Genomic DNA, 25,117 nt, shown 5'->3' on the forward strand with positions numbered 1-25,117 from the left:
ACAGTTGGTAGCCTGTTGAACTAACGATGAATGATAGTGTAATAAAAGGAAAGTCCCTTCAAAAACCCACTTCCGTTAAAAAAGGAGTGGGTTTTTGTTTAAATTGTTATACAACATATGGATTTGGTTTGAATGACAGACAGACTCACTCTTTAAAATAGGGCGTAATCCCTCTTGAATATAGGTTCTCCACCAGATTGAAAAATTCTTCTGACGATAAATCCTGTTGACGCTGGAGCCAAAGACGAAATAAAGAAAGAGAAGTTGTCAGGTAAAACTCAACGAAGTATGGCGTTAAGGAATGGTTTTGCGGAACGTTTAATTCTAATTGATCCAACGTGATTTCATTTTTTAAGCGTTTTAAAAAATGGGCGCTTCCATAATCACCTAAAAGGGCATTAAGAACCAGGAGATGTTCTCTTTTATCCAGACAAAAGAGCGTATCTTGAACCGTATGCATCGATAGCTCTTTATTCGCCAATTCTTTTTTCATCTCATTCAATAAGTCATTTTCAACAGCGTCTAACAATTCGTACATGTCAGTAAAGTATTGATAAAAGGTGCTGCGGTTATACCCTGACTTATTCGCAATTTCCTGAACCGAAATCTTCTCAATCGGCTTTTGGCTATATAACTCACAAAAAACTTCTACAAACTTTTGTCTTGTTTTCTCTGTTATTTGGGGTTGCTTTTTCATATTTCCCTCCTACTAGCGAATAAGAATATCATCCGACAAATCATAAAAAACTGATGGTTGATCAAGGAATAATGAAGATTTATAATCACATCATACAACATGTTGTCGGATAATCAAAAGGAAATGTTAATAAGTAGGGGTGGTTTTAATGACAGCAAAACAAGATAGAATTTTAATTTTTGGTGCAGGTGTCATCGGGAGCATGTACGCAATAAAGCTTATTGAAGCAGGGTTTGACGTTAGCCTGTTTGCACATTCTAATAGATTTAAATCATTAAAAGAAAATGGCCTGCAATATATAGAAAAAGGTACAGTTAGATCGATACAAGTGAATGTCATTGATACGCTCGAAAATGACGATGTATATGATTTTATTTTCGTTACCGTTCGTTATGATCGGTCCGAATCAGCGTTGTTAGCGCTAAAAGATAATCAAAGCAAAAATATAGTTACGATGACTAATAATTCAATTGGATTTTCTTCATGGCTGGATATCGTAGGGGATAGACTTTTACCAGCTTTTCCCGGCTTCGGCGGACAGATTAAAGATGGAGTATTGCATGCTCGATTTCTGCCAAAGATTATAGCGGCAACTGCATTTGGAGAAATTAATGGTGTAGTGACAGAACGCATAGAAAAACTCGCAAACGTATTTAAAACAGCAAAGCTTCCCTACGTTATAAAAAAGGATATGCAAGCGTATCTAATCACACATTCCGTATCAGACATTGCCATGTTGAGCTTTTTGCATTCAGAGAATAAGATAAATGACAAAAAAACAGCCAGAACCAAAAAGATAGCACGCAAAATAACAGTCACTTTAAAAGCGTATCTAAGGGCAATACAAAAAGCTGGCGTTCCAATTGATCCACCAATGCTTAAAAGGGTGCTTAGATTGCCAAACTTATTGTTGGATCTTTTCTTTATGACATGGCTACGAACTAAAATGGTTAGGGATATGATGTTGCCGGATTATGCGAATAGTGCTAGCAATGAGATTGTACAGCTGAGTAATGATTTAATGAAATTTTTAAGCCAAAATGATATCAAATCGGAAATACATGTTCAGTAATTTATTTACGGGAAACGATATTTGAACAACAACAGCGGCAGTCTTAGACTTTATTTATCAAGTCTTGTTCTGTCGCTGCTTTATTTTCACAGAACACAGGTGATTATTACACGGAAATAGTTTTTAATTGAAGAGATGACAATAGTAATACTTTTCCATCAAGTAATATAATAAGATTACAATTCATTAGGACGACGGTAGCGTGGGGGAAATGGAGAGTTATTATTCAAAAGGGCGGTTTCACTGATGATAAGAATTTGCATTTGTGATGATGACCAATTACATAGCTCCAAATTAGAGAAGATAATCATGGATTGTGTAAGCAAGTATCCAAACATAGCCCTAGATATTGATATTTATGGATCCGGAGCAACTTTACTGAATGCCTTACATGTTAGAAATGAAGAATATCAAATCTTATTCCTGGATATTGAAATGGACTCTTTGAATGGCATTGAAGTAGCCAGGAAAATCAGGGAAACAGATAAAAGTATGATTATCATTTATGTTACTAGCTATGCCGAATACACTATGGAAAGTTTTGAAGTATCACCTTTTCGCTATATCCTAAAACCTATTGATGATGAGAACATCAGTAAAGTGCTACTCCACGCAGTGGAAGAGATTACGAGAAATAATCAATATTTGTTCTTCAAATCGCAAAATCTGAATTATCAAATCAAAAGTGAGACGATTCTTTCTATTTCATCACTAAAAGGTAGGATTTTACATGTTGTAACTTGTGATAATGAGTTTACTTTTTATGGAACCATAAAGGATGTGGAAGACATGCTTGATCCGTTGTCCTTTATAAAAGTAAATCAAGGTACGATGGTGAATTTAAACTATATTCATATTATTTCCGGAACGGATGTTATTCTCACCAACAAAGAGAAATACGCTATTAGCAGGGGGCAGAAAAAAATAGTCAAAGATGCGTATAACCATTTTATTAAAAGGAGAATTGGATTTTGAGAGGCATAGAGGTTATAAGTGTTGCGATCCTAGCTGTGCTATATACACTTGTTCAAGTTACATCGATTTCTATTTACTTCAAAGGGTTCCTTAGTCTAAGAATTTCGAAGCAAAAATTTTATGTATTGGTCTTTCTCTGTATGGGGGCGATAAAATTTCTATCCAGTGACACAGACCCTATCGTCAGGTTGTTTTTATTCGTTGCTTTATTAAGCAGCTGCATTCTGTATTCATTTTATGGATCGATGGCTCAAAAGGGATTTCATATTATCTTCTTTACGCTGATTACTACATTGGCGGACTTGGCGCTGTCCATAGTCACATTAAATTTTGAGCAAAAATTTGAAGGCGGTTGGTTTACTATGCTCACGATATATTTTGGTGCTAACTTTGTATCGTTGCTGATTGTAATGCTAACTGTCAAGCTGTTACTTTACTTCAAATCAGAGAGTGAAATAGGATTAAGTAATAAGGAAAGTTTGCTATTAAGTATAGTGCCTTGCTTGTCCTTATTGAGTATATACTGGATCTTTGAATACAAAGATTTGAATCAATTTATTCCATGTATCTTTTTATTAATTGTTAATGTGTGTATCATGGCGGTTTACAATAATCTAGTGAGTAAAAGTTTTCAGATTCATAAATATTCTATGCTTGAAGCCCAGAATAAGCATTATGAAGAGAGCCTAGCCAATCAGCGTGAAATCTCCAAGCTAAAACATGATCTCAAAAATATTTTAGTGAATATAGTTTATGGTTTAGAAAGAAAAAAGACAGACGAGGTAAAACAGGAGCTTGATGCGTTATTGCAAACGAATGTATTCTCATATCGACTGTTATCAGGTTGTATACCGATCGATGCCATTCTGAATAGTAAACTAGAACAAATCAAGAAGCTCAATATTGAGAGTAAGTTAGACCTGCAAGTCCCCCATGATTTAATTATTGAACATACGATTGATCTAGCGGCTATTTTAGGAAATCTACTAGATAATGCGATTGAAGCAGTACTTAGATTAGGAGAAGAGATAAAGAAGGAGATTGAAATCAACATCAAATTTAATGATAATAAGTTATTTATTATTATTGTTAATTCGTCTAACAACATTAATATAGACTTTTCAAGCGGGACATTGATTTCCGAAAAAGAAAATAACAGATACGGCCTTGGAATCAGCAGTATTAACGAAAGGGTGCAAAAATTAAAGGGCTATTATGACTTTTCTTACGAGGATGGATTTTTTAATTCGATTGTAGTTTTGCCTACTCCATAAAACGTGGGTGTTTCTGCAGATTACAACGAGAAATGTGCGGAATACAACGAGCCGAAAAAATGCGGGAAAATAGCAGCTAAAATGAATCATATAAGTAATCCATTCTTAAAGGGGAGAGGGAACAATATGATTCCATTAGTCTTATTAGTTGTTGTATTTGCGTTGCTGACTATATTGTTATCTTGTTTATGGATTTATAACGATTGCGTAGGTCGAGGACTAGTTCCTTGGATATGGGTAGTATTAATGATTATCACGACTCCTATATTGGGATACATTCTGTATTCGTTTATTGTCAGAAAAAATGGAACATTACCTTCAGATCAATCTAAAGAAGCTAAGTATTTAACCTCTTCGCTCTTTATTACTGTTCTGTTGCTGATCATGTCGAGCATCGGATTGGCATTTTATTCAGTGAGTTAGGTAGATGGTGCATTGGTGAAATCGATAAGGGACTATCTTTTAAGTCATTGAAAAGACTTAGGATAGCCCCTTATATCCGATTCAGGTAGCGTTATGATGGAACAGCTAACACGGAAGAGCCGGTGTCATTGTAATACTTAAGAATATAGTTGATATATTCTACCGCACTGTGATTGATCTCCTCATCGCTAGCTTGAAATGAAGCGCCGAAGACAGCAAAGTAGGGGAGTGCTACTGCGCCCACATGTTTAATACTGGCTTTGAAAGGCGTAGTCACTTCATCCACGGTAAAAGAAACAGAGCCTTCTGGCACATAATTTTCTTTTTTATCGCCTATGGACATGGCAAGCCCCATCTTCTTCCCTTTAAGCTTGTCACCGTTTGATCCATAAGCCCATCCATATGCAAACACATCATCAAACCACTTTTTCAATAACGGCGGATAACTGTACCAATACAAAGGGAATTGCAAGATAACATGGTTATGTGCTTCTAATAGCTTTTGTTCTCTATGAACATCAATGTTCCAGTCAGGATATTCCTTATAAATCTCATGAATGGTAATATCGTTTGGATATTGTAGCAGTTCTTCTTTCCATCTCTGGTTTACCCTTGAATCCTCAAGGTTCGGGTGCGCTATAATCACTAGTGTTTTCATTATGAAAATTCCTTTCTCAGGCCCATATCAAAGAGTGTATCCTCTGGTGCCTTGCCTCTTTTTGCGAATATCATCATTATGTTGCAGGCTTAATAAAAAGAAAATACACACAATGAGGTAAGATGGTTACTTCAAAGTAAGTACTGGACTCGAAAAAAAATGTATGCAACAATGAAATTTTAGACGACTGTAGCAGTCAGCATGAGTGAGGGGTTACTTTTATGAAACAATACAATCTGGGTATAGAAGCCACACTTGAAATCATCGGCGGTAAGTGGAAAGCTCTGATTATTTGCTTGTTAATGTCTGGGGTGAAGAGAACAAGCGAATTACAGCGCAATATTCACGGCATTTCACAAAAGGTTCTAATCCAGCAGCTTCGTGAGCTTGAAAAGGATGGACTTGTAAGCCGACACGTATATCAGCAGATGCCGCCAAAAGTCGAATATAGCCTTACGGAATATGGTGTCACCGCCAATAAAATCGTTGAAGTTATGTGTTCTTGGGGCAAAGAAAATATTCAAATGAGGCAACAGCAAGGAGAAGATATTGTGTTGCTGGAAGAGATGTTACCGGATCACTAGTTCATTCTAATTGCGTCACTTACCTGCTTTGTCTGTATTTATTATTAAATAGTTGACAGCGGATAAAGGTCGATCTAGAATAAAACAAACGTTTAATTTAAACAATCATTTAATTTGGCGTATTACAAAAAAAGGAGAGATACCTATGCTTTATGCTTTGAAAGCTTATCTGAAGAAACCGGCGACCATCGTCGGAATCGTGATGCTTCTGATGTTTCAAGTTATTTTTAGCATCATTTGGATGACGGGCTACAAAGGAATTAATGAGAATACGAGTAAGCTATCGATTGCAATAGTCAATGAAGACCAAGGGGCTGGTGCAAAGATCAGCGAACAGCTCGCAGCGTCACTTCCGTTTCATATGATAACAGGAATGAGTTTGGAAGAGGCGAAAGGAAGTCTGGAACGGCGCGAGGTGCAGATGGTGCTGCAGGTGCCAGCAGATTTCTCCCAACAACTCCAAAGCCAGGGGCAACAAGCTGAGCTTCGTTACACGATCAATGAATCCAATCCAATGATGATTAAGAGTGTGATGCAGAGCGTCGCAGCTCAAATAACCGCAACTGTGGGCAAGCAAGTTACGATTCAAGGAACGGAAGCTGTACTGAAGCAGGCAAATGTGCCGGCAGCTCAAGCGCAGGGTATCGCACAAGGCGTCGTAGATAAAGTCAATGCAGATATGACATTTACCAACCCTGTTCAGGGCATGAACAATCAGATGGTGCCGATGATGATGGTGCTCGCCTCGTTTGTTGGCGCCATGATCATGGGGATGAATTTTCAGCAGGCGACGGATACGATAGGTCCTGGCATCTCAAAATGGAGCAAGTTTGGTGCCAGGGTGGTCATTAACGTTAGTTCCGCAATCGTCGTCTCTTTAATCGGATCATCACTGATCGCCGGGCTGGGGGGCCAGCATGCAGGAGGCTTTATCTCTGTCTGGTTGTTCCAAGCATTATTCCTTCTGACCTTTATGTTCTTCGCTCAGATGTTCTTGATCGTTTTCGGTATGGCTGGAATGCTGTTCAATATGACGCTATTGTCGTTGCAGCTAGTTTCCTCAGGGGCGATGGTTCCACGGGAATTACTTAGTGGATTTTACCAAGGGTTAGGTCATTACCTGCCAGCGACCTATGCCGTGGACGGCTTGATGAATCTATTGTTCGGAGGTCCAAGCGTTGTTTCTGACGTTCTCTTACTGGTGGCGATCCTCGCAGCTTCGCTTTTCGTGAGCCTGGCTGCGACAGGACTTCGCAAACAAACTGCGCGTGTGGCAGTACCTGTTGTGGCTCCTGTTGAATAAAAGGTCTCTGTGAATTCGTTTCGCATATTGGGTTCAAAAGAGGATCGGCTTCACGCAGGAGACTTTTTATATGCAGCCGGTCTTTACGCTACGGGAGACTTGCCTATCCGTGATAAAGCATCCATAATAGGTTCTATATGATCACGCGAGGAGATTGATTGAATCATGACTACAGCTGATCCCGACATGAAGCTGCGCATCCTGCTAGCGGCCAAGAAATTGTTTGCGCGACAAGGCTATGACGGTACCAGTGTCAGACAAATTTGTGAGGAAGCAGGAGCGAACGTGGCGCTCGTCTCTTATTATTTTGGCGGCAAGGAGAATTTGCTGCGTGCTATATTTGAACAGTTTTTTTCAGGGAATCGGATAAAGGACAGTGGCGACCTCTTGAGTCATCCTGTAGAGGGGCTGACTCTGCTGATCCGGGAGATTATTTTCTTCGGGCTAGAGGACTCAGAACTGAGTAACATCATCAAGCAGGAGATTGAACTCACCTCTCCACGTGCTGATATCGTGCTTATCTATGTCCAACCAGTATGGAAGAAGGTACGCGAACTGCTGGAGCGGGGCCGCAACGAAGGCTTCTTCCACTTTGATTCACTGGATCATACGCTGATGTTTGTCATTGGAGCCGCTCTTTCATTCAAGATTCATACCGCGCATAGCAGCTTGCTAGAGAATACACACTATGACTCTGCAGTGACCGCAGACCATATCGTTAAGCTCGTATTGGCTTCCTTACGTACAACTGACATAGACTCCTAAGCTTTGATGAGCTGGATAATGTTTATTTTAAACTTGACCGATGAAGACGTTAACGGATGTAATATATCTGGTTAGCGTCTTTTTCATTTTTAGTATTACAGCGGAAAAGGCACGAGCAGATCTCAAGAATGATTAAAGGATACATCTCCAGTCCGATCCACAAGGGTCGGTTTTTTTGTTTTAATAAATCATGAGAAAACGCTACTGACGTAGTGTGATGGGTTATTTTGAAACGTTAAGTTACGAGTTTAAATTCAGTTTATAAACGTCGGTTACCATCGTTACACAATCAATTGTTTAGGGGGAGTAGAACGTGAATCAATTTCAAAAAGCGAAAACAGCACGCGACAAAAGTGACTGGGCGATCGAGGCACAAGGGCTTGTCAAAACGTATGGAAGCAACCGTGCCGTTGATGGTGTGAATCTGAATGTAGGCACGGGGATGATCTATGGAGTGCTAGGTCCGAACGGGGCAGGGAAGACAACCGTAATTCGCATGCTGGCAACTTTATTGCTGCCGGATGGGGGTTCAGCGCGTGTCTTCGGTCATGATGTGGTTAAGGAGCCTCAGATTGTGCGTCAATTAATTGGCGTGACTGGCCAATATGCATCGGTTGATGAGTCACTTAGTGCGATCGAGAATCTGGTAATCTTCTCCAGACTCCTAGGCCTGGGGCGGGCCGAAGCACGGCAAAAATCTGCAGAACTTCTAGAGGAATTCGGACTGAGCGAAGCAGCGAAACGTCCACTTAAGAACTTCTCTGGTGGTATGCGCCGCCGGCTGGATTTAGCGGCAAGTCTCATTGCTCAGCCGCCGCTCATTTTCCTGGATGAACCAACAACCGGCCTTGATCCGCGGACGCGTAATCAAATGTGGGACACCATCCATCGGCTCGTAAGTACTGGATCAACCGTATTGTTAACTACGCAGTACCTGGAAGAAGCGGATCAGCTCGCTGACCGGATTGCGGTTATTGACAAAGGGCATGTCGTCGCTGAAGGTACCGTAGACGAACTGAAGGCATCCGTCGGTACTTCATCGTTGCATTTAAAGGTCCAGAATACGCAGGATTTAAAAAATGCCCGGCAGACTGTTGAACAAGTGCTTAAGGTTCGTTCTAATATATCGCTGGAAGCAGGGGAAATCACTGCCCCAATGGGGAACGTTGACGTGGTCACCGACCTGCTGATCGCGCTCCGCGAGGCGGGGATTCTATTATCAGAGATGAGTGTACAGAAACCAACACTTGACGAAGTTTTCCTAACGCTCACAGGCGATGGAGTGAAAGCGGACGCCCAGCTTGCGTCAGAGCAATTGAAGAATACGAAGGAGGTAACAGCGTGAGTACTTTAATAAAACCAGGTGCAGAGCGCCAATTAAAAAATCATACCAGCTTCGGTCAAACGGTACGTAATTCGTTGACTATGGCCTACAGGGGTCTGCTCAAAATCCGGCGCACTCCTGAACAACTGTTTGATGTTACGCTTCAACCCATCATTTTCACCCTGATGTTCACTTATATCTTTGGCGGGGCTATTTCAGGGGATGTAGTGAGTTATTTGCCCGTTATCATCCCCGGCATCCTTGTTCAGACGGTGATAACAACCTCCATCGTTACTGGCGTACAGCTACGTGAGGACATGGAAAAAGGTGTGTTCGACCGATTCAAATCACTGCCGATCTCGCGGATTGCCCCGCTCGCCGGAGCCCTGCTTGCAGATACAGTCCGGTATACCATAGCGACTGTGCTCACTTTTGTCATGGGCTATATCATGGGCTTCCGTCCAGAGGGTGGCCTTGGATACGTTGCACTTGCTGGACTTCTTGTCATCGCATGTTCGTGGGCAATTAGCTGGATATTCGCCTTCTTCGGCGTGATTGCACGTACTGCTTCCAGTGTGCAAGGGATCTCGATGATCGTCCTGTTTCCGCTCACTTTTCTCTCGAATGCCTTCGTACCCGTCGATACCATGCCGAACTGGCTCCAATGGTTTGTTAAGATCAATCCGATCTCGCATCTTGTCACCGCCGTCCGCAATCTGGTCAACCATGGAACCGTGGGCAGCGATCTTGTCTACTCTATAGTCGGCGCCGCAGTCATTGTGGCCATCTTCGTTCCAATTACTGTTCGCGCTTATATGCGCCGCACATAATTGAAGTGGTTCTTCTGAAGATTATGGTTTGTGATGTTCACGTGAATCTATTATTCGAAGCTTCCGCCATTGTTATTGGCGGAAGCTTTTTTTGCAAATAACTATATTGCCGCAGTGAAGTAGACGGATAGAACGTCAAATAGATAAAGAAACTCCGGAATATACGAAGTATGCAATGATTATGATCCGAAGGAAGGGGAAGCAATGGGTAAGTTCTTTAGGAGAAAAAAGGCAGTATCAGCAAGTATAGCCCTATTAATCGTGATCATTATTGCTGCTGTTTGTTGGCAACAGCTTGGGACTCTGTTCACAGTAGGGAAATATGAAAATGTCGATGAAATGGTAGAGACCATAATGACCAAAACAGCAACTCCTGGAGTTGCAATGGTTTCATCCAAGCAGGGCAGGACAGAATTTAAAGTATACGGGTTCGCGGATGTCGATCAACAAAAGGAAGGGAATGAAGAATCACTGTTTGAATTAGGATCGACTACCAAGGCATTTACGGCCCTGGCTATAATTCTATTGAAGGAAGAGGGATATTTAGCGTATTCGGATCATGTCTCAGATTATCTTCCCGCGTTCGCCCCAACCTTTAAAGGAGAGAAGGCCAATATTACAATTAACCAGCTGTTGGCTCATACAAGCGGGATTCCATCATGGAGTATTCGATTGATTCCTGAAGGAACTACTTCGGAAATGCTTGGAAACACAATACATAAAATTTCAGACATTGCACTAGATACATACCCGGGTACAGAATATCAGTACGCAACCGTTAATTATGATATTTTGGCGATGATTATTGAAAATGTTACAGGTATAAGCTATCAGGATTATGTAACTCAGAATGTTCTACTTCCGCTGGGAATGACAGATAGCTATTTTTCCACAGGCCAGGAAAAGAAAGCGGATCAGCTTAGCAGAGGATATCGCTTATTTTTTGGCAAAAGCTTAGAGTATGATGCTCCCAGATATTATGGGAACATTGCTGCAGGGTATCTGGTGTCAAACATAAAGGATTTGGCGCGCTGGATCAATGCCCAGATGGGAATAGGGGATATACCAGATGATCTAAGAAAGGCTATACTGCAATCTCATGAAGCCGACCTGCAGAGTGCCGGATATGAAGCTGAGGGTCAGTACTATTCATATGGATGGAGCAATGAGCCGGCTACGCGGATGATTAGCCATACTGGAAGCAATCCTAATTATTCGTCACACGTCATGATTAATTTAGAACGGCAGGAGGCTGTATTCGTACTGTCTAATTTGAATTCAACTGCCCCGTCACTGATTGCGCAGAACATTTATGAGAATATGAACGGGAATCCCATGACGCCCTTTAAATATGATGATAGCAATATCTTAATGGATTGGGTATTTTCATTCTTAGTCCTGTTAGCAGTTATTAGCATAATTGTTAAGGCGGTTAAACTGGCTGGGGCAAACATACAAACCTTGCATACTAAACGATCAAGACGCAGGAAAAGAATTGGAACGGGTATCTATCTGTTCTTAAACGTGCTGTTACTGATATTAATTCTGATCTGGCCTTATCTGATCAACTACAATTACTATATGATTAGCGTATGGATGTCGTTTTCAGTATTATTATGGATGGGGCTTGCTGCGATCAGTTGCGTATTATCGGTTATAGCACTTGTTCTTGATGAGATGTTCGCGTAAATCAATTATTTTAGAAACTTCTGCCGATGGTACTGGCGGGAGTTTTTTGTTTGAAAGTATGATTTTAGTAATCGTCATATTCTTCCATTTAATAGTATGATAGAAATAAGTTCTAAAAGTTTGTTTAAACACGGTATTTTCATAAGTAGAATTATACATTTAACCAGACTTGGAGGTAGTTTTTTTGAAATCGACTGATGTTATACATGACTTTATGAATTGCTTAAATCAACTAAGAGCCTATGATATTTCCCCGACATTCGAAACTAACATGCCTGGATTTCATAATCATCCCTCACTCGGAATTGTGGAGAATGCAACTTTTGCCACCATGGTTATTATGCACAAACCTTAATTATTTCAGAGCATACGGGCTCTCATGTTGATGCCCCAGTCCATTGTCATGGAGAACAAGCAACGATTGATCAACTGCCCGTCGATTGTTTAATGGGTCCATATAAGAAATACGATCTTTCGTCCTTTGCTCCTGAGGCAGGTAAACCAGTTGAATTGCAAATCATTAAAGAAATTGAGAAGCGTGATGAATTCTCCCTTCAAGCGGGTGATATTGTCCTAATTGATTTTGGGTGGGACAAATATTACAAGCCGGATAGTAGCGGTAGTGAAAGAGAATGGTGGGGTAAAAATGAACCAGGTCTAACCAACGAAGTATGCAAATATTTTAGTGAGGCAGGAATTAAAGCAATTGGGGCAGATACCCCAGGTGTAGATATTTGCATGTTAGATGGGAAAATTCTAAGTGCTCCTGGACATGTTGAATATTTTTTGCCGAACAACATTTTAATTATGGAGGGATTCAGTAGAATGAGCCAAGCTCCTGCAATTGGGGTTTTTATGGCACTTCCATTGAAGATCAAAAATGGTTCTGGATCTCCTATTCGTCCTATTTTGTTGGCCTAGATATAACAGATCATTCCAACTGCGTCGCTTAAGCTAACGAAACACTATGAATACCTATGACAACAAGTTACTGTCAATATAGGTTGTCTGTCAGGGGAAAGGAGATACATAATGATAATAGATGAGGGCGTAGCAATAATTCCGTTGAAAATTGCTATCATGAACTCTCTGAATAATGCGCTAGTTATAATATCCAAAAAAATTATGGGGTGAAATATGAAGTTTTTTTCAAAGAAAGATAATGAAAAGAACCAAGATATATTATCTCTTGATTTGGAAGTAGATATAAGAAAAGAATATAAAAATATAACAAGACACAAAGGAAGAATGGTTCCTATTGTAGATTGGAGGATTGCATTATATATAAATGGAGAGAAATTGGATCAAGATGAAGTGTTCGTTGTAAACGAATTTTTCCAATCATTACTTTGTCCGGGAAAGTATCCTATGTTCACATGTACTTGCGGCATATTTGGTTGTGGAGGGTACTATGTTGAAGTCATCCATGAGGTTGAACACGTGTCTTGGTTAACTGAGCATTCACCTTTTTTGGATCGATCCATAAAGACTATTAATAAATTTGTTTTCTCATGGGGACAACTAATTAATTTTTCAGAAGAGTTAATACAAAAATTAGAGGAACTCAAAAAAATAATGGCTATAAATGGCTTGGAATTTCAATCTGATATAGAACGATACAGGGGAATAATTGAAGAGATAAACAGGCGAACTAAATGAATTAGTATTCTACTCGGGTTATTATTCCTTTGTTGTCTTATAATTAGGTAAAATGTAATTATCGATTATAATAATTATAATTAATGATATACTTTAGACCATGTTTGAGTGAATGACATACATAAGCTCGAAGCACTTTATTACATAAATATAGAAGAATAAGGAAAATACCACCAGGAGGAACAGAATGTCAAAGGAATATTCGCGCATGTATATTGAAAGTGTAAAGCTTGAGTTGTTAAACAGGCTCGGTTTGAAGCAGGTTTATTTTAAAGGACAAAACGGCGATGATTTGTTGTATGAGGCAACGGGTTTTGACCGAGGAACTCAGCATAAATTTTGCGTCAGAACGAAGAAGGGAACCATCGATGAGATGGTTGGGGGCAAATGGATGAAAGTCCGCAGCTTTACGATCAAAAGTAAAGAGCAATGATTAAAAAAATGACGCACTCAAATATAAGTGATTATAACAACTCGAACGAGAATTTCATGGTTTCAGGGCGAGTGCTTCCTAAGTATGAACATGGAAATTGGAGTTACACGAAAGAGATATTTTCTGAACCATACTTGAAGCAATATGAGAATGATGAGATCGACATATCTTATATTGAAGATACAGAAAAAGCCGTTTTTTTATATTATGATGGTGATATCTGCGTTGGACGGATTAGACTTTATGCTAATTGGAACGGATATGCTCTTGTTGAGGATATTGGGGTATCCAAGGCATGGCGGCATCAAGGGATTGGAACCAAGTTATTAGAAAAATCTAAAGAGTGGGCAAAGCAAAATAATCTGATGGGTCTTATGCTTGAAACGCAAGATATTAATGTGTCAGCTTGTGATTTTTATGCAAGAAACAATTTTATCATCGGCGGAGTGGATAGTATGCTCTACTCTAATTTCTCTACAGCTAATGAAAAGGCGATTTTTTGGTACTATAAGTTTTAGTTTCTAAGTATCTGCTTAGGCTGGAGAACGCTCAACTCATAATATTTCTAAAGGCAACCTTACAGGGTTGTCTTTATTTTTTTGTCTTTAACAACAATAATATATCTAATATCAGAAATTATTTATTGTAAAACGATAAATTGCATGTTAAAGTCTAAATAAATTCAATGATAAGTGAGGGGCTTTGTATGAAACGTGGAACAACACTTTTTTTAAAGGCAGCGGTGATTCTAATTGCAATTCCAGTTCTTGCTTTGTGCATCTTTTTGCTGCCTAAGTTCGGGAATTTTGCAGCTGAGCTGTATCCGGATATGGCTTATATTAAATATCTTTTCTTTATCGTTTTTTATGGATCGGCGATCCCTTTTTACATTGCGCTGTATCAAGCTTTGAAGCTATTAGGTTATATTGACAAGAATGAAGCGTTCTCTGAGTTATCCGTAAGCGTGTTAAACAAAATAAAATATTGTGCAATCACAATCAGTGGTTTGTATGTGCTTAGCTTGCCGCTGTTCTATCTTATCGCGCAGAAAGTGGATCCCCCGGGGGTGCCAGCGATTGGAGGAATCATAATTTTTGCCTCGATGGTGATTGCTGTGTTTGCTGCTGTTCTCCAAAGGCTTTTAAAAGAGGCAATAGCTATAAAATCTGAAAACGATTTGACAGTCTGAGGTGAAAACAATGGCAATTATAATCAATGTTGATGTGATGTTGGCGAAGAGAAAAATGAGCGTAACCGAACTTTCGGAGAGGGTAGGAATCACGATGGCTAACCTCTCTATATTGAAAAACGGAAAGGCAAAAGCGATTCGATTATCCACGTTAGAAGCGATTTGTAAAGCCTTAGAGTGCCAGCCTGGCGATATTTTAGAATATAAAAATGACGAAGATTCCACCAATATCGGTTAAAGAGCTGTACGGATTATTAAGATAAACCGCCAATAAATGCTGGGATCCATGGACTTGTACGTAAAAATGTACAGGTTCTTTGTTTAATTTTTAATATCTGTATGGAGTTGCGACGCTATAACCTTTATAATATGACGAGTATACTGTATAAAGGAAAAGGTGTTAATTCATGAGCATATTAAATGTAGAAAAACTAAGTCACGGGTTTGGAGATCGTGCAATTTTCACAGATGTATCTTTCCGCCTGCTGAAGGGCGAGCATATCGGTCTGATTGGTGCCAATGGGGAAGGTAAATCCACCTTCATGAACATTATCACAGGCAAACTTCAGCCGGACGAAGGTAAAGTCGAATGGGCCAGACGTATGCGGTCGGGCTATTTGGATCAGCACGCTGTGCTTACAAAAGGACAGACTATGCGCGACGTTCTGCGCGGGGCGTTCCAATATCTATTCGATATGGAGCAAGAGATGAACGACATGTACGGCAGAATGGGCGACGTGACCCCGGAGGAACTGGAACAGCTGCTGGAAGATGTCGGAACGATTCAGGATACGTTAACGAACCAGGATTTTTATATGATCGACGCCAAAATCGATGAAACGGCTCGTGGGCTGGGACTTACAGACATCGGTTTGGACAAGGACGTCCATGATCTCAGTGGTGGTCAACGGACCAAGGTGCTGCTAGCCAAGCTGCTGCTGGAGAAACCGGACATTCTGCTGCTTGACGAGCCTACGAACTATCTTGACGAGCAGCACATCGTATGGCTGAAGCGGTATTTGCAGGAATACGAAAATGCCTTCATCCTGATTTCCCATGATATTCCGTTCCTGAACAGCGTTATTAACCTGATCTATCATATGGAGAATCAGACGTTGTCGCGTTATGTGGGGGATTACGATTACTTCCAGCAAGTATATGAGGCGAAAAAGCAACAGCTTGAATCTGCTTTTAAACGCCAGCAGCAGGAAATTGCGGACTTGAAGGACTTCGTTGCGCGGAACAAAGCCAGTGTAGCTACCCGGAATATGGCGATGTCCCGGCAGAAGAAGCTGGATAAGATGGATGTTATCGAACTCTCCAAGGAGAAACCGAAGCCGCAATTCAACTTCAAGTCCGGACGCACTTCGGGCAAGATGATTTTTGAAACAAAGGATCTCGTAATCGGCTACGACTCACCGCTGTCCAGACCTTTGAACCTGAGCATGGAGCGTGGACAAAAAATCGCGCTTGTCGGTTCGAACGGAATCGGTAAAACTACGCTGCTGCGCAGCATTCTCGGCCAAATTCCAGCGATTTCAGGTTCCGCCAAGCTTGGTGACCTTCTAGACATTGGTTATTTCGAGCAGGAAATAAAGGAAGCGAACTACAACACCTGTATTGAAGAGATTTGGAACGAGTTCCCGTCCTTCACACAGTTTGAAATTCGGGCGGCTCTGGCCAAATGTGGTCTGACGACCAATCATATTGAGAGCAAGATAGCGGTCCTAAGCGGCGGCGAGAAAGCTAAAGTCCGCTTGTGCAAGCTGATTAATCGCGAGTCGAACCTGCTCGTATTCGATGAGCCTACCAACCACTTGGATGTGGATGCGAAAGACGAGTTGAAGCGTGCACTTCAAGCGTATAAGGGCAGCATTTTGCTGATTTCCCACGAACCTGAGTTTTACCAAGATATCGTGACGGAAACGTGGAACTGTGAATCGTGGACGACAAAAGTATTCTAAATCGCAACAAAGGGCTGTCTCATAGAGGCAGCCTTTTTTATGTCTCAATTAATGCATTTCACACCATTCCAATTAATAGTATAATATTACAAATAGTGCGTTGTTACATGTATAGCTACATAACAGAAAGGTGGTTAATCATTGCGAAGAATCGATGTCACTTACGTTCTAATAACGGATCAAGCTAAATCCAAAGTGCTTATGGTACATAATCTGGATCGAGATAGTTGGTCACTTCCAGGAGGCGGCGTAGAGCTCATTGAAACTTTAGAGCAAGCAGCAATCAGAGAAGCGAAAGAAGAAACGGGGTTAGATATTGAAATATATGGATTAGTCGCCTTAAATGAATGCAAATTTGAGGAGCAAAATGAACATGCTCTATTTTTTACGTTCAGGGCTGAAATCATTGGTGGAAATGAAGAAATTGTAAGACCTGAAGAAATCTCAACGATTGCCTGGATCGATATTGAAAAGGCTGAAGAATTAATGCCGTATTACAAAGATGGTCTTAGGATACTAATTGAAGGTAATGGAATTACGTATCTCAATCAGGGCAGCGAGTAAAATATAAGCGCATTTATTTTTGAGGATGAATTAAAACTAGGGCGGGTACAATTATGATATTATGGTTTCGCCATTTACCAGAAAAAAGCTTGGATGTTTCAGAATGGAAACCGTTCATTAAAAATGATTTCTTCCGAACCCATTATATGAAATTAGTCTATCTGTTAATGGTTATTTTTTTTCTAGCACCGGAGTGGTTCGGGGAAAGGTTTACATCTATCACCCATTTGCCGCTTATCCTAATCATTATTTTAGTGTTTATAATCCATGAAATCATACATATTTTTGTGATTAATAGTAAGGGTGATATTAGTTTAACGTTTAGAGGGATATTCTTTTGGCTTAATACGAACGCGATTTTGTCCAAAAAGCGATTTTGGATCTTTATGAGCTTGCCGTTTATCGCATTAACCATCATTCCAGCGATTACTTCGCTCTTTCTATACGGTGAGATCAAGTCGCTCATTTTATTTATCAGTTGGTTCAATCTGGTTATCTCTTCATCAGATATTGTAAATTCAATTCTAATCCTTATTAAACCTAATACATCTGAATTTTGCAGAGGCTACTACCGAGTGAAGTAGCGTTTCAGTAGTGTCGAATAGATAACATCTCTTTAGGGAAATTTATACGTGAATTTTTCTAGGGGAGGGGGGAGTTCAGGCTTCCTCTTTTTGTGCTGACCAGATATTCTGCCTTCTGAAGCACTATGGTATTATGGTATGAACGACAATCAGTATCGAAAGGAATGAGTGAGTTGAAACATCCTTTTCATCTTAAAGCAGTATGGAATGGTGGACGTAATAGTGAAGGACATATCGATGCAGGCGGTTTAAAAACAATCATTTCGATTCCGCAGGAGATGGGTGGCCCTGGAACAGGTACTAATCCTGACGAAATGCTGTTGGGAGCAGCGTCAACTTGTTATCTGATTACCCTGGCAGCGATGCTTGAGCGTGCGGATATTACACCACAGGATCTGACACTGGAGTCAGAAGCGATTGTAGATGTAACCAATAACGTGTTTACGTACGAACGGATCGTGCACAAGCCACGGATTGTGCTTAAAAGTGATGCAACAGAGGCTGAACGGAGTAAGGCAGAGCTGCTGGCGCATAAGGCAGAAGAGTCTTGTATGATCTCCAGAGCGGTGGCGGGTAATGTCACTATCGAGACACAGCCTGTTATTGAAACAGCAGGGGATTTACCAGTGGAATGATCAGTAACCTAATATTGAAACATTGAGTTCTTGCCGCTTTGCCGGCAGGAGCTTTTTTATTGGAGCCATATTGCTAATCCTTTCGGCACTTTAGGATTTGTTAATAATTTATACTCTATACTGTGATCAATCCATTACGAAAGGAGACATCACGTGTTTTTCAAAATATTAAAGCGAGACCTAAAAATCAAAAACGCAATGAACATCGTGTTGTTTGTGTTGATCACTTTGGCAGCCATGCTCCTGGCCAGCAGCAGTAACTTTATGTATTCTACAACCACGGCAGTGAGCAGTTTTATCAGGGACTCCAAAATCGCGGATTGTAATATCCTAATCCCTAATACGACGGAGAATAATGCGCAGATTGAGAAGTGGGCGGAGGGGGAAAAAGGAATTCAGGCCAGGTATAGTACAACATTAGTTCAACTGGCCGGAAGTGACATTATTGAGCCTAAAGAGCGAAAGAAGATATCTGGGAATACGATTTTACTGCTTAGCACTGTACCTGAAGATGTAAATCTTGTCTTCAATGGGGAGAATGAGCGATTTACCCTTCAATCTGGGGAGGTCGGCCTACCTGTCAGTATTAAGAATAAAACAGGGTTGAAACTTGGTGACGAGCTTTCTTTTGATATAGAAGGGGTACGTCATACATTTGTGATTGCAACTTTTTTCAAAGATGCCTTGATGGGATCTGAATTATTCACATTTAAGAGGCTTTTGGTTTCGCAGCAAGATTTTGATCTTGTCAAACAGAACCTGCCTCAAGAACAGCTACTCAAATTCTGGAGCATCATCGGGCAAGGTGATATTACAGCCTCTCTTTCAAAATCCAATATATATAGCACTTTTGAAATTAATAAAGAACTCGTTAAGATGTCCTTCATGACGGACCAGATTAGTGCAGCAATCCTGTTTGTTGTTAGTCTCTTCCTGATGTTTATTGCCTTCTTGACACTACGGTTCACGATTATCTCCTCCATCCAGAGAGATTACAAGGAGATTGGCGTGATGAAAGCAATTGGGTTTGCAGATGGAAGCATCCGTAAATTGTATCTGACGAAGTACTTAGGTTTATCGATCATTAGTGGTGCGGTTGGTCTTGGGATCAGTGTACCCCTAACGAACATGATGTCTGTTAAAGTATCTGACTATATTATTGTTCCCAGCGGTGTGGCCAATATCATGATTGCGGTGGCTAGTACAGTCGTTCTCGTAGCTATGACGCTGCTGTTCTGTTCTTTGTGTATGGTCAAGATCAATAAAGCTTCAGCGATTGATGCCATCCGGCACGGCCATAATGGTGAGACCTTTAGAGCTTCCCGGAAAATCAGTTTGCATAAGCGAAAGTCGCTGCCTGCCCCGCTGTTTCTAGCGATAAGTGATGTGTTGAACAGTTTAAAAGGCTATACGACTTTAATTTGCACATTTGTATTAAGTACAGCCATCATCCTCATTCCCATTAATCTGGCCAATACGATTGTTACACCCAAATTTATTACTTATCTCGGTGTAACCGAAGCCGATTTCTATACCAAAGGTGAGGCTTCAACCCGACCGATAAAGGATATTCAAAATGATATGCATAAGCTGGAGCAGAAGCTTCGTGAGCACCACTTTGATGTCACATTATCTGTGGATTATACGCTCAATACGAAATATGTATCGGATGATGGCAAGGATAGCTTCCGCTTGATGGGGATGAAGACAGAACTTCCTTCGGAGCGTTATCCATACCTGGAGGGCGTCGCACCTAAGCTCGCTAACGAAATTGCGATAACAAGTATTATTGCTGATAAATATAACAAGCATATTGGCGACAACATCAAATTTGAGATGGATGGCAAGGAACAGAGTTTTCTAATCTCGGGTATTATTCAGACGATTACGAATCAAGGCTATATGGTCAAGTTAGCAGATGATTATAAGCCACTGACTGCTGCAGGTTATCAACTGAATGGAAATATTCATGCTAGTGATAAGGAAAAGCCGCAAATCATAGAGAAGATGCAACAACAATTTGGGGATATGGGATTCAAAAGTGCTATGGATATCATAGGCGACACAACGGGAGGATTTGTAGGACAGCTGAAGCTGATTATCGTTGTGCTTATTGTTATCGTCAGCCTGATTACTTTTTTTATTACCGTTCTGTTCGTAAGACTGTTGATGACCAAAGAGATTCAAGGAATCGCTATTATGAAAAGCCTTGGCTTTAGTAACGGAGATATTAAGTTGTGGCAGATGCTGCGCATTCTGATTTTACTTCTAGCCTCTATTGTTATCGGTGTATTTGTGGCCAATGTGCTGGGAGAAGGACTGATCTCTAAGTTGTTTAGAATGTTCGGTGTTACTCAGATGAAGTTTATCATTATTCCGTTGCAGGTTTATGTTCTATGTCCACTGCTTATCCTCATTGTTGTGCTGCTTGCGGTATATGTCAGCTGCAATAATGTGAAGAGAATTCAAGTATGGAATATCCATGCGGAATAAAGCGTGCAAGTCGCATTGATTATCTTGTCTAGGAGGAATGAAGGAATGACTACCGTATTGGAAGTGAAAGATCTATGCAAAACCTATATTGTGAACAAGCAGCAGAATAATGTTTTAAAAAATATAAGTTTCACCTTGCAGCAAGGGGAGTTTGTCTCTATCATGGGGCCATCCGGCTCTGGGAAATCGACACTATTGTACACGGTTAGCGGTATGGATCGTTTAACAGCTGGCGAGGTATGGTTTGACGGAGACAGTCTTTCCAAGCTTTCGGAAAAAGGAATGGCAGAGCTGCGGCTTCATAAAATGGGTTTTATTTTTCAACAGATGCATATGCTGAAAAATTTATCCATTTATGATAATGTAATTCTATCAGGCTATCAGGCCTTGAAGGGCAGTGGGATCACACGAACTCGAAGTGATGTTAATGCCTACGCGGAGAATTTAATGAAGAAACTTGGCATTGTAGAGATTTCTTCACATGATATTACAGAAGTGTCAGGCGGGCAGCTGCAAAGAGCGTGTATCTGCCGGGCCTTGATTAATAAACCTAAAATGCTGTTCGCAGATGAACCTACAGGCGCACTTAATTCCAAATCGGCGCAGGAAGTGATGACAGAGCTCTGTCGCATTAATGAGGATGGCACAACAATTATGATTGTGACCCATGATATTAAAGTTGCTGCGCAGAGCAATAAAGTATTGTATATGGTGGATGGCAACATTCAGGGTGAACTGGCTCTGGACAAATTCAGCGGTGAACACAGTCTAAAGGAACGTGAGCGAAGCTTGACGGACTGGCTGATGGACATGGGCTGGTAAGACGAACAAAAGAAATAAACAAAAAGGGAGAAGGATTGAAGGGGAAGGTTGGAACTGTAGGAGCGTTAGCGATCGCCTAAAAGCTTTCCACAGGAAAGCTCGCATCGGAAGAGTAAGCTCTCCAGATTTCAACCGCTAGAGGCGGTTTATAAAGAAGAAATCTGGGCACAACAGCGACCGAAAGTCCAAGCTTCACCGGAATGACGCCGATCCTTGTGTTAGTGGCTTAAGTTCATTTAGACAATTATTAGATCAGACGTAGGGTGTGAGACATGTGGTGGATATTCTTATTATTGAAGATAACGTCGAGCTTGCCATGATTATTTCAGATTTTCTAGAGAACGAAGGGTTCTCGGTCTTTGTATCATCCAGTGGTGAAGAGGGACTCCAATATCTCAGTCAGCATACCGTTAAGCTGTTGTTATTAGACATTATGCTACCTGAGCTGGATGGATTAGCCGTATGCAGAACGCTCCGTGAAAGGCACAACCTTCCGATTATTATGATGAGTGCAAGGCAGGGCGATGATAATAAGATTATTGGTCTTGATCTTGGTGCGGATGACTATCTGGAGAAACCGTTTACAGTGAATTTGCTAACGGCCAAAGTCAAATCACATCTGCGGCGCAGCTACGAAATGAATGAGAACAAGCAACTGCTAATCGATGGTGATATTACGATCAACAAAACATCCATGCAAGTGTATGTTAAGGACCAGCCACTGGTTATGGCAGCCAAAGAATATGAGCTATTGGTACTGCTGCTGAATAATAAGGGGAAAGTGCTTCGTAAAGAATGGTTGTTTGATAAGGTATGGGGAGTTGATAGCTTTAGCGAGCTGTCAACTCTTACTGTTCATATTAATAAATTGCGCGACAAAATCGAAAGCAATCCCAAGCAGCCTAACCGTATTCTCACGGTGTGGGGGGTAGGGTATAAGTATATATGAAATTTTTTAATCGGCTCATTGTATGGGTGGTTGTGGCTGGAATCGGAGTGATGGTCTTATTCAGTATTATTGCTTATCAAAGCGGAGCTAGAAATAACAATAAACCATACATCATAGAGGCTAATCGTCTCTATAGTACAGTGCAATCCTGTGAATCTCTGAGTGATATTAGCCTTCCGCAAGAGAGGCTGATTCGTAAGATTGAATGGTTAGTTGGTGACGCCGAGCATGAACCAATCGAACAATTCTTTAATGGAGCAGGGATTCCCGGCGGCAGCAGCTTTATTATCAAGCCAACCTATGATAACGGCCATGTTACAGGTTATTTGAGATTTACCTACCATGAACCGGATTCGAGATGGTCGACGATTATTATGGTGAATATTTTCCTCGGGATCGTACTGGTGTGTCTTGTACTACTGCTGCTCTTTATCCAAAGACAAATTATTAGCCCCTTTCATACGATTGAAGATCTGCCGCTGGAACTCTCGAAGGGTAACTTGAATCAAGCTTTAAAAGAACATAAAAGCCGTTTCTTTGGCAAGTTTATTTGGGGACTTAATTTGCTTCGAGAAACACTCCGTTCCCAAAAACAAATGAATTACAGGCTGGAAAAGGATAGGCAGACCCTTATCGCCTCCCTGTCACATGAGATTAAAACCCCAGTCTCTGCAATTAAGCTATATGCTACTGCGCTCTATGATAACTTGTACGAGAGTGAGGAGAAGCGGAGCGACTGTGCCAGAATGATTGAACAAAAAGCCATACATATTGAAAAACTGATCGCTGAACTGATGACTACTTCTGTCTCTTCATTAAGTGATTTCAATGTACAACAAGGGGAGTTTTATTTATCGAAGTGGGTACAGACCATAAAGGCGAATAATGCAGAAAGACTGGCTTTACTTAAGATCCAATTTGACATCGCTCCCTTCGGGGATAAGCTGCTACAAGGAGACTTTGACCGCTTCGTAGAAATTGTCGATACGATTATTGACAACGCCATTAAGTATGGGGATGGAAATGATATTTCTATATCTTTCCTGGAGGAAGACTACCGTCAGCTAGTGCGAATTGAGAATTCGGGACTACCGATTTCACCTAATGAGCTGCCGCATATGTTCACCAGCTTCTGGAGAGGCTCCAATGCGAGTAATCAGGAGGGAAATGGCCTCGGTCTCTACATTTGCAGACAACTGCTGCGGAAGATGGGTGGCGATATTTTTGCAGAAGCTTCGGAAGAGGGTATGGCGATTGTGTTAGTGATTAAGATGTAAAAGAAGATAACAAAAATCCCGGGATCGCAATGATCCAGGGATGTGTAATTTGTATAGGTGTTTTTACAAAGACCTTATTCAACATCATAACAAATCGGATAATATAAGTCTATATTTTTTTCGGGAATAGATGTACCATTTTCCTATAAATGGATTGAGGAGGATGGGGAAATGCTGAAAGAAATACTTGTTAGCGATGCAATGACATATGAATATCCGCCTGACGGGGGAACGGTGCCGATTATTGATCCTTATGATGGATGTACCATTGGCTGTCCATATTGTTTCCAGTTAGAAGATAAAGAGTGGAATGTTGATTTAAAGGTTAAACTCAATATTGCTGATATTCTCCACGCTGAGCTGAAGAACTGGAATAAAGAAGATACGGTGTATCTGGGGAGCAGATGTGATCCCTATATGGAGATTGACCGGAAATATCAACTAACTAGGAAATGTCTGATCGAATTAAGCAAGCTAGACGTGAAGTGTATGGTAACAACGAAGTCTGGGTCCAGGCTGATTTATAGAGATCTCGATGTAATAAAAGCGATTGGGGACAAGTTCACTCTGCTCTTAGGGCTATCTAATCTACAGCAATTGAAGAAAATAGATGACTATACGCTGTTAAGTAATATACAGACGGCAAACGAGTTACATCGAATGGGAATTCGTGTCTGGGCATTTATTACTCCGATTTTGCCTGGAATCACTAATGTGGAGTTAATGATGAATGCTTTAGATCAGGATATACCGGTATTTCTGGATAGGGTAAGATTAAAAAAAGACACCAAACCTGCGATGACCTTGGAAAGCTTCATCCATAAACACCATCCGGAGCTGGCAAATCAATATCAGGACATCATCTATAATGATGTTGATATTTACTATGATCAGGTGAGAGAAAAGTGGAGTGGGGATCAGCGAGTGAAGTTTGTTTTTGAGTAAAGAGCCGCA

26 protein-coding genes are annotated in these 25,117 nt (G+C 40.8%); 24 read left to right on the forward strand and 2 right to left on the reverse strand.

Annotated features, from left to right (window positions below):
- Nucleotides 1–145: 145 nt before the first annotated feature.
- Entirely contained in the window at nt 146–697 is a 552-nt protein-coding gene (locus tag ACFVU8_RS01615) for a TetR/AcrR family transcriptional regulator (protein ID WP_387425652.1), read from the reverse strand.
- Nucleotides 698–845: 148 nt separating this feature from the next.
- Here ACFVU8_RS01615 and ACFVU8_RS01620 point away from each other — a divergent pair, with 148 nt between their 5' ends.
- The 3 genes from ACFVU8_RS01620 to ACFVU8_RS01630 all read left to right on the forward strand — a co-directional run bounded on the left by ACFVU8_RS01620 (nt 846) and on the right by ACFVU8_RS01630 (nt 4,018).
- Nucleotides 846–1,769, forward strand: coding sequence for a ketopantoate reductase family protein (locus tag ACFVU8_RS01620; RefSeq protein ID WP_387425653.1), 924 nt, complete (start codon nt 846–848; stop codon nt 1,767–1,769).
- A gap of 246 nt (nt 1,770–2,015) precedes the next feature.
- Complete coding sequence (locus ACFVU8_RS01625; RefSeq protein ID WP_387425654.1) at nt 2,016–2,744, forward strand: LytR/AlgR family response regulator transcription factor; 729 nt, start codon at nt 2,016–2,018, stop codon at nt 2,742–2,744.
- Entirely contained in the window at nt 2,741–4,018 is a 1,278-nt protein-coding gene (locus tag ACFVU8_RS01630; protein WP_387425655.1) for a sensor histidine kinase, read from the forward strand. The genes ACFVU8_RS01625 and ACFVU8_RS01630 overlap by 4 nt, the downstream gene beginning before the upstream one ends.
- Nucleotides 4,019–4,532: 514 nt before the next feature.
- Here ACFVU8_RS01630 and ACFVU8_RS01635 read toward each other — a convergent pair.
- Entirely contained in the window at nt 4,533–5,099 is a 567-nt protein-coding gene (locus tag ACFVU8_RS01635; RefSeq protein WP_379464457.1) for an NAD(P)H-dependent oxidoreductase, read from the reverse strand.
- Nucleotides 5,100–5,320: 221 nt separating this feature from the next.
- On the opposite strand from ACFVU8_RS01635, the gene ACFVU8_RS01640 reads away from it, so the two are divergent.
- The 21 genes from ACFVU8_RS01640 (at nt 5,321) to ACFVU8_RS01740 (ending at nt 25,108) form a co-directional block, all read left to right on the forward strand.
- A complete protein-coding gene (locus ACFVU8_RS01640; protein WP_387425656.1) occupies nt 5,321–5,683 on the forward strand; it encodes a winged helix-turn-helix transcriptional regulator in 363 nt (120 codons plus the stop codon).
- A 145-nt stretch (nt 5,684–5,828) separates the two neighbouring features.
- A complete protein-coding gene (locus ACFVU8_RS01645) occupies nt 5,829–6,986 on the forward strand; it encodes a YhgE/Pip domain-containing protein (protein ID WP_387425657.1) in 1,158 nt (385 codons plus the stop codon).
- Between the two features lie 165 nt (nt 6,987–7,151).
- Complete coding sequence (locus tag ACFVU8_RS01650) at nt 7,152–7,751, forward strand: TetR family transcriptional regulator (protein WP_379464454.1); 600 nt, start codon at nt 7,152–7,154, stop codon at nt 7,749–7,751.
- Nucleotides 7,752–8,064: 313 nt separating this feature from the next.
- The gene (locus ACFVU8_RS01655; protein WP_379464453.1) at nt 8,065–9,096 is read left to right on the forward strand and encodes an ATP-binding cassette domain-containing protein; all 1,032 of its coding nucleotides are present in this window, start codon (nt 8,065–8,067) and stop codon (nt 9,094–9,096) included.
- Entirely contained in the window at nt 9,093–9,905 is an 813-nt protein-coding gene (locus tag ACFVU8_RS01660) for an ABC transporter permease (protein ID WP_379464452.1), read from the forward strand. The genes ACFVU8_RS01655 and ACFVU8_RS01660 overlap by 4 nt, the downstream gene beginning before the upstream one ends.
- A gap of 204 nt (nt 9,906–10,109) precedes the next feature.
- Nucleotides 10,110–11,594: a serine hydrolase domain-containing protein gene (locus ACFVU8_RS01665; protein ID WP_387425658.1), complete on the forward strand. Its 1,485-nt coding sequence runs from the start codon at nt 10,110–10,112 to the stop codon at nt 11,592–11,594.
- A gap of 357 nt (nt 11,595–11,951) precedes the next feature.
- Nucleotides 11,952–12,515, forward strand: coding sequence for a cyclase family protein (locus ACFVU8_RS01670; RefSeq protein WP_387427162.1), 564 nt, complete (start codon nt 11,952–11,954; stop codon nt 12,513–12,515).
- Between the two features lie 216 nt (nt 12,516–12,731).
- Nucleotides 12,732–13,253, forward strand: a complete 522-nt coding sequence (locus ACFVU8_RS01675; protein WP_379464450.1) for a hypothetical protein — start codon at nt 12,732–12,734, stop codon at nt 13,251–13,253.
- A 187-nt stretch (nt 13,254–13,440) separates the two neighbouring features.
- Nucleotides 13,441–13,686 carry a hypothetical protein gene (locus ACFVU8_RS01680; RefSeq protein WP_379464449.1) on the forward strand — a complete coding sequence of 82 codons (246 nt, stop codon included), beginning with the start codon at nt 13,441–13,443 and terminating at the stop codon, nt 13,684–13,686.
- Complete coding sequence (locus ACFVU8_RS01685) at nt 13,683–14,204, forward strand: GNAT family N-acetyltransferase (protein ID WP_379464448.1); 522 nt, start codon at nt 13,683–13,685, stop codon at nt 14,202–14,204. The genes ACFVU8_RS01680 and ACFVU8_RS01685 overlap by 4 nt, the downstream gene beginning before the upstream one ends.
- Before the next feature lie 188 nt (nt 14,205–14,392).
- Nucleotides 14,393–14,875, forward strand: coding sequence for a DUF2975 domain-containing protein (locus ACFVU8_RS01690; RefSeq protein ID WP_379464447.1), 483 nt, complete (start codon nt 14,393–14,395; stop codon nt 14,873–14,875).
- Between the two features lie 10 nt (nt 14,876–14,885).
- Nucleotides 14,886–15,113, forward strand: a complete 228-nt coding sequence (locus ACFVU8_RS01695; protein ID WP_175372578.1) for a helix-turn-helix domain-containing protein — start codon at nt 14,886–14,888, stop codon at nt 15,111–15,113.
- A gap of 169 nt (nt 15,114–15,282) precedes the next feature.
- Entirely contained in the window at nt 15,283–16,839 is a 1,557-nt protein-coding gene (locus tag ACFVU8_RS01700) for an ABC-F family ATP-binding cassette domain-containing protein (RefSeq protein ID WP_175372579.1), read from the forward strand.
- A gap of 141 nt (nt 16,840–16,980) precedes the next feature.
- Nucleotides 16,981–17,403, forward strand: coding sequence for an NUDIX hydrolase (locus ACFVU8_RS01705; protein ID WP_387425659.1), 423 nt, complete (start codon nt 16,981–16,983; stop codon nt 17,401–17,403).
- 53 nt (nt 17,404–17,456) lie between these two features.
- Entirely contained in the window at nt 17,457–17,987 is a 531-nt protein-coding gene (locus ACFVU8_RS01710; protein WP_387425660.1) for a DUF3267 domain-containing protein, read from the forward strand.
- A 173-nt stretch (nt 17,988–18,160) separates the two neighbouring features.
- A complete protein-coding gene (locus tag ACFVU8_RS01715; protein WP_379464445.1) occupies nt 18,161–18,622 on the forward strand; it encodes an OsmC family protein in 462 nt (153 codons plus the stop codon).
- A 153-nt stretch (nt 18,623–18,775) separates the two neighbouring features.
- Complete coding sequence (locus tag ACFVU8_RS01720) at nt 18,776–21,115, forward strand: ABC transporter permease (protein WP_387425661.1); 2,340 nt, start codon at nt 18,776–18,778, stop codon at nt 21,113–21,115.
- Between the two features lie 45 nt (nt 21,116–21,160).
- Nucleotides 21,161–21,937 (forward strand): ABC transporter ATP-binding protein, encoded by a 777-nt coding sequence (locus ACFVU8_RS01725; RefSeq protein WP_379464443.1) that lies wholly within the window; start codon nt 21,161–21,163, stop codon nt 21,935–21,937.
- Between the two features lie 274 nt (nt 21,938–22,211).
- Nucleotides 22,212–22,886, forward strand: coding sequence for a response regulator transcription factor (locus ACFVU8_RS01730; RefSeq protein ID WP_387425662.1), 675 nt, complete (start codon nt 22,212–22,214; stop codon nt 22,884–22,886).
- Nucleotides 22,883–24,163 carry a sensor histidine kinase gene (locus tag ACFVU8_RS01735; RefSeq protein WP_387425663.1) on the forward strand — a complete coding sequence of 427 codons (1,281 nt, stop codon included), beginning with the start codon at nt 22,883–22,885 and terminating at the stop codon, nt 24,161–24,163. Before ACFVU8_RS01730 ends, ACFVU8_RS01735 begins: the two co-directional genes overlap by 4 nt.
- A gap of 171 nt (nt 24,164–24,334) precedes the next feature.
- Nucleotides 24,335–25,108 carry an SPL family radical SAM protein gene (locus ACFVU8_RS01740; protein WP_387425664.1) on the forward strand — a complete coding sequence of 258 codons (774 nt, stop codon included), beginning with the start codon at nt 24,335–24,337 and terminating at the stop codon, nt 25,106–25,108.
- The last annotated feature ends 9 nt before the right edge of the window (nt 25,109–25,117 follow it).

Origin of the sequence: Paenibacillus sp. NPDC058177 (genome assembly GCF_042883835.1) — a bacterium.
In the GTDB taxonomy this organism is placed as follows: Bacteria; Bacillota; Bacilli; order Paenibacillales; family Paenibacillaceae; genus Paenibacillus_AQ; species Paenibacillus_AQ agri.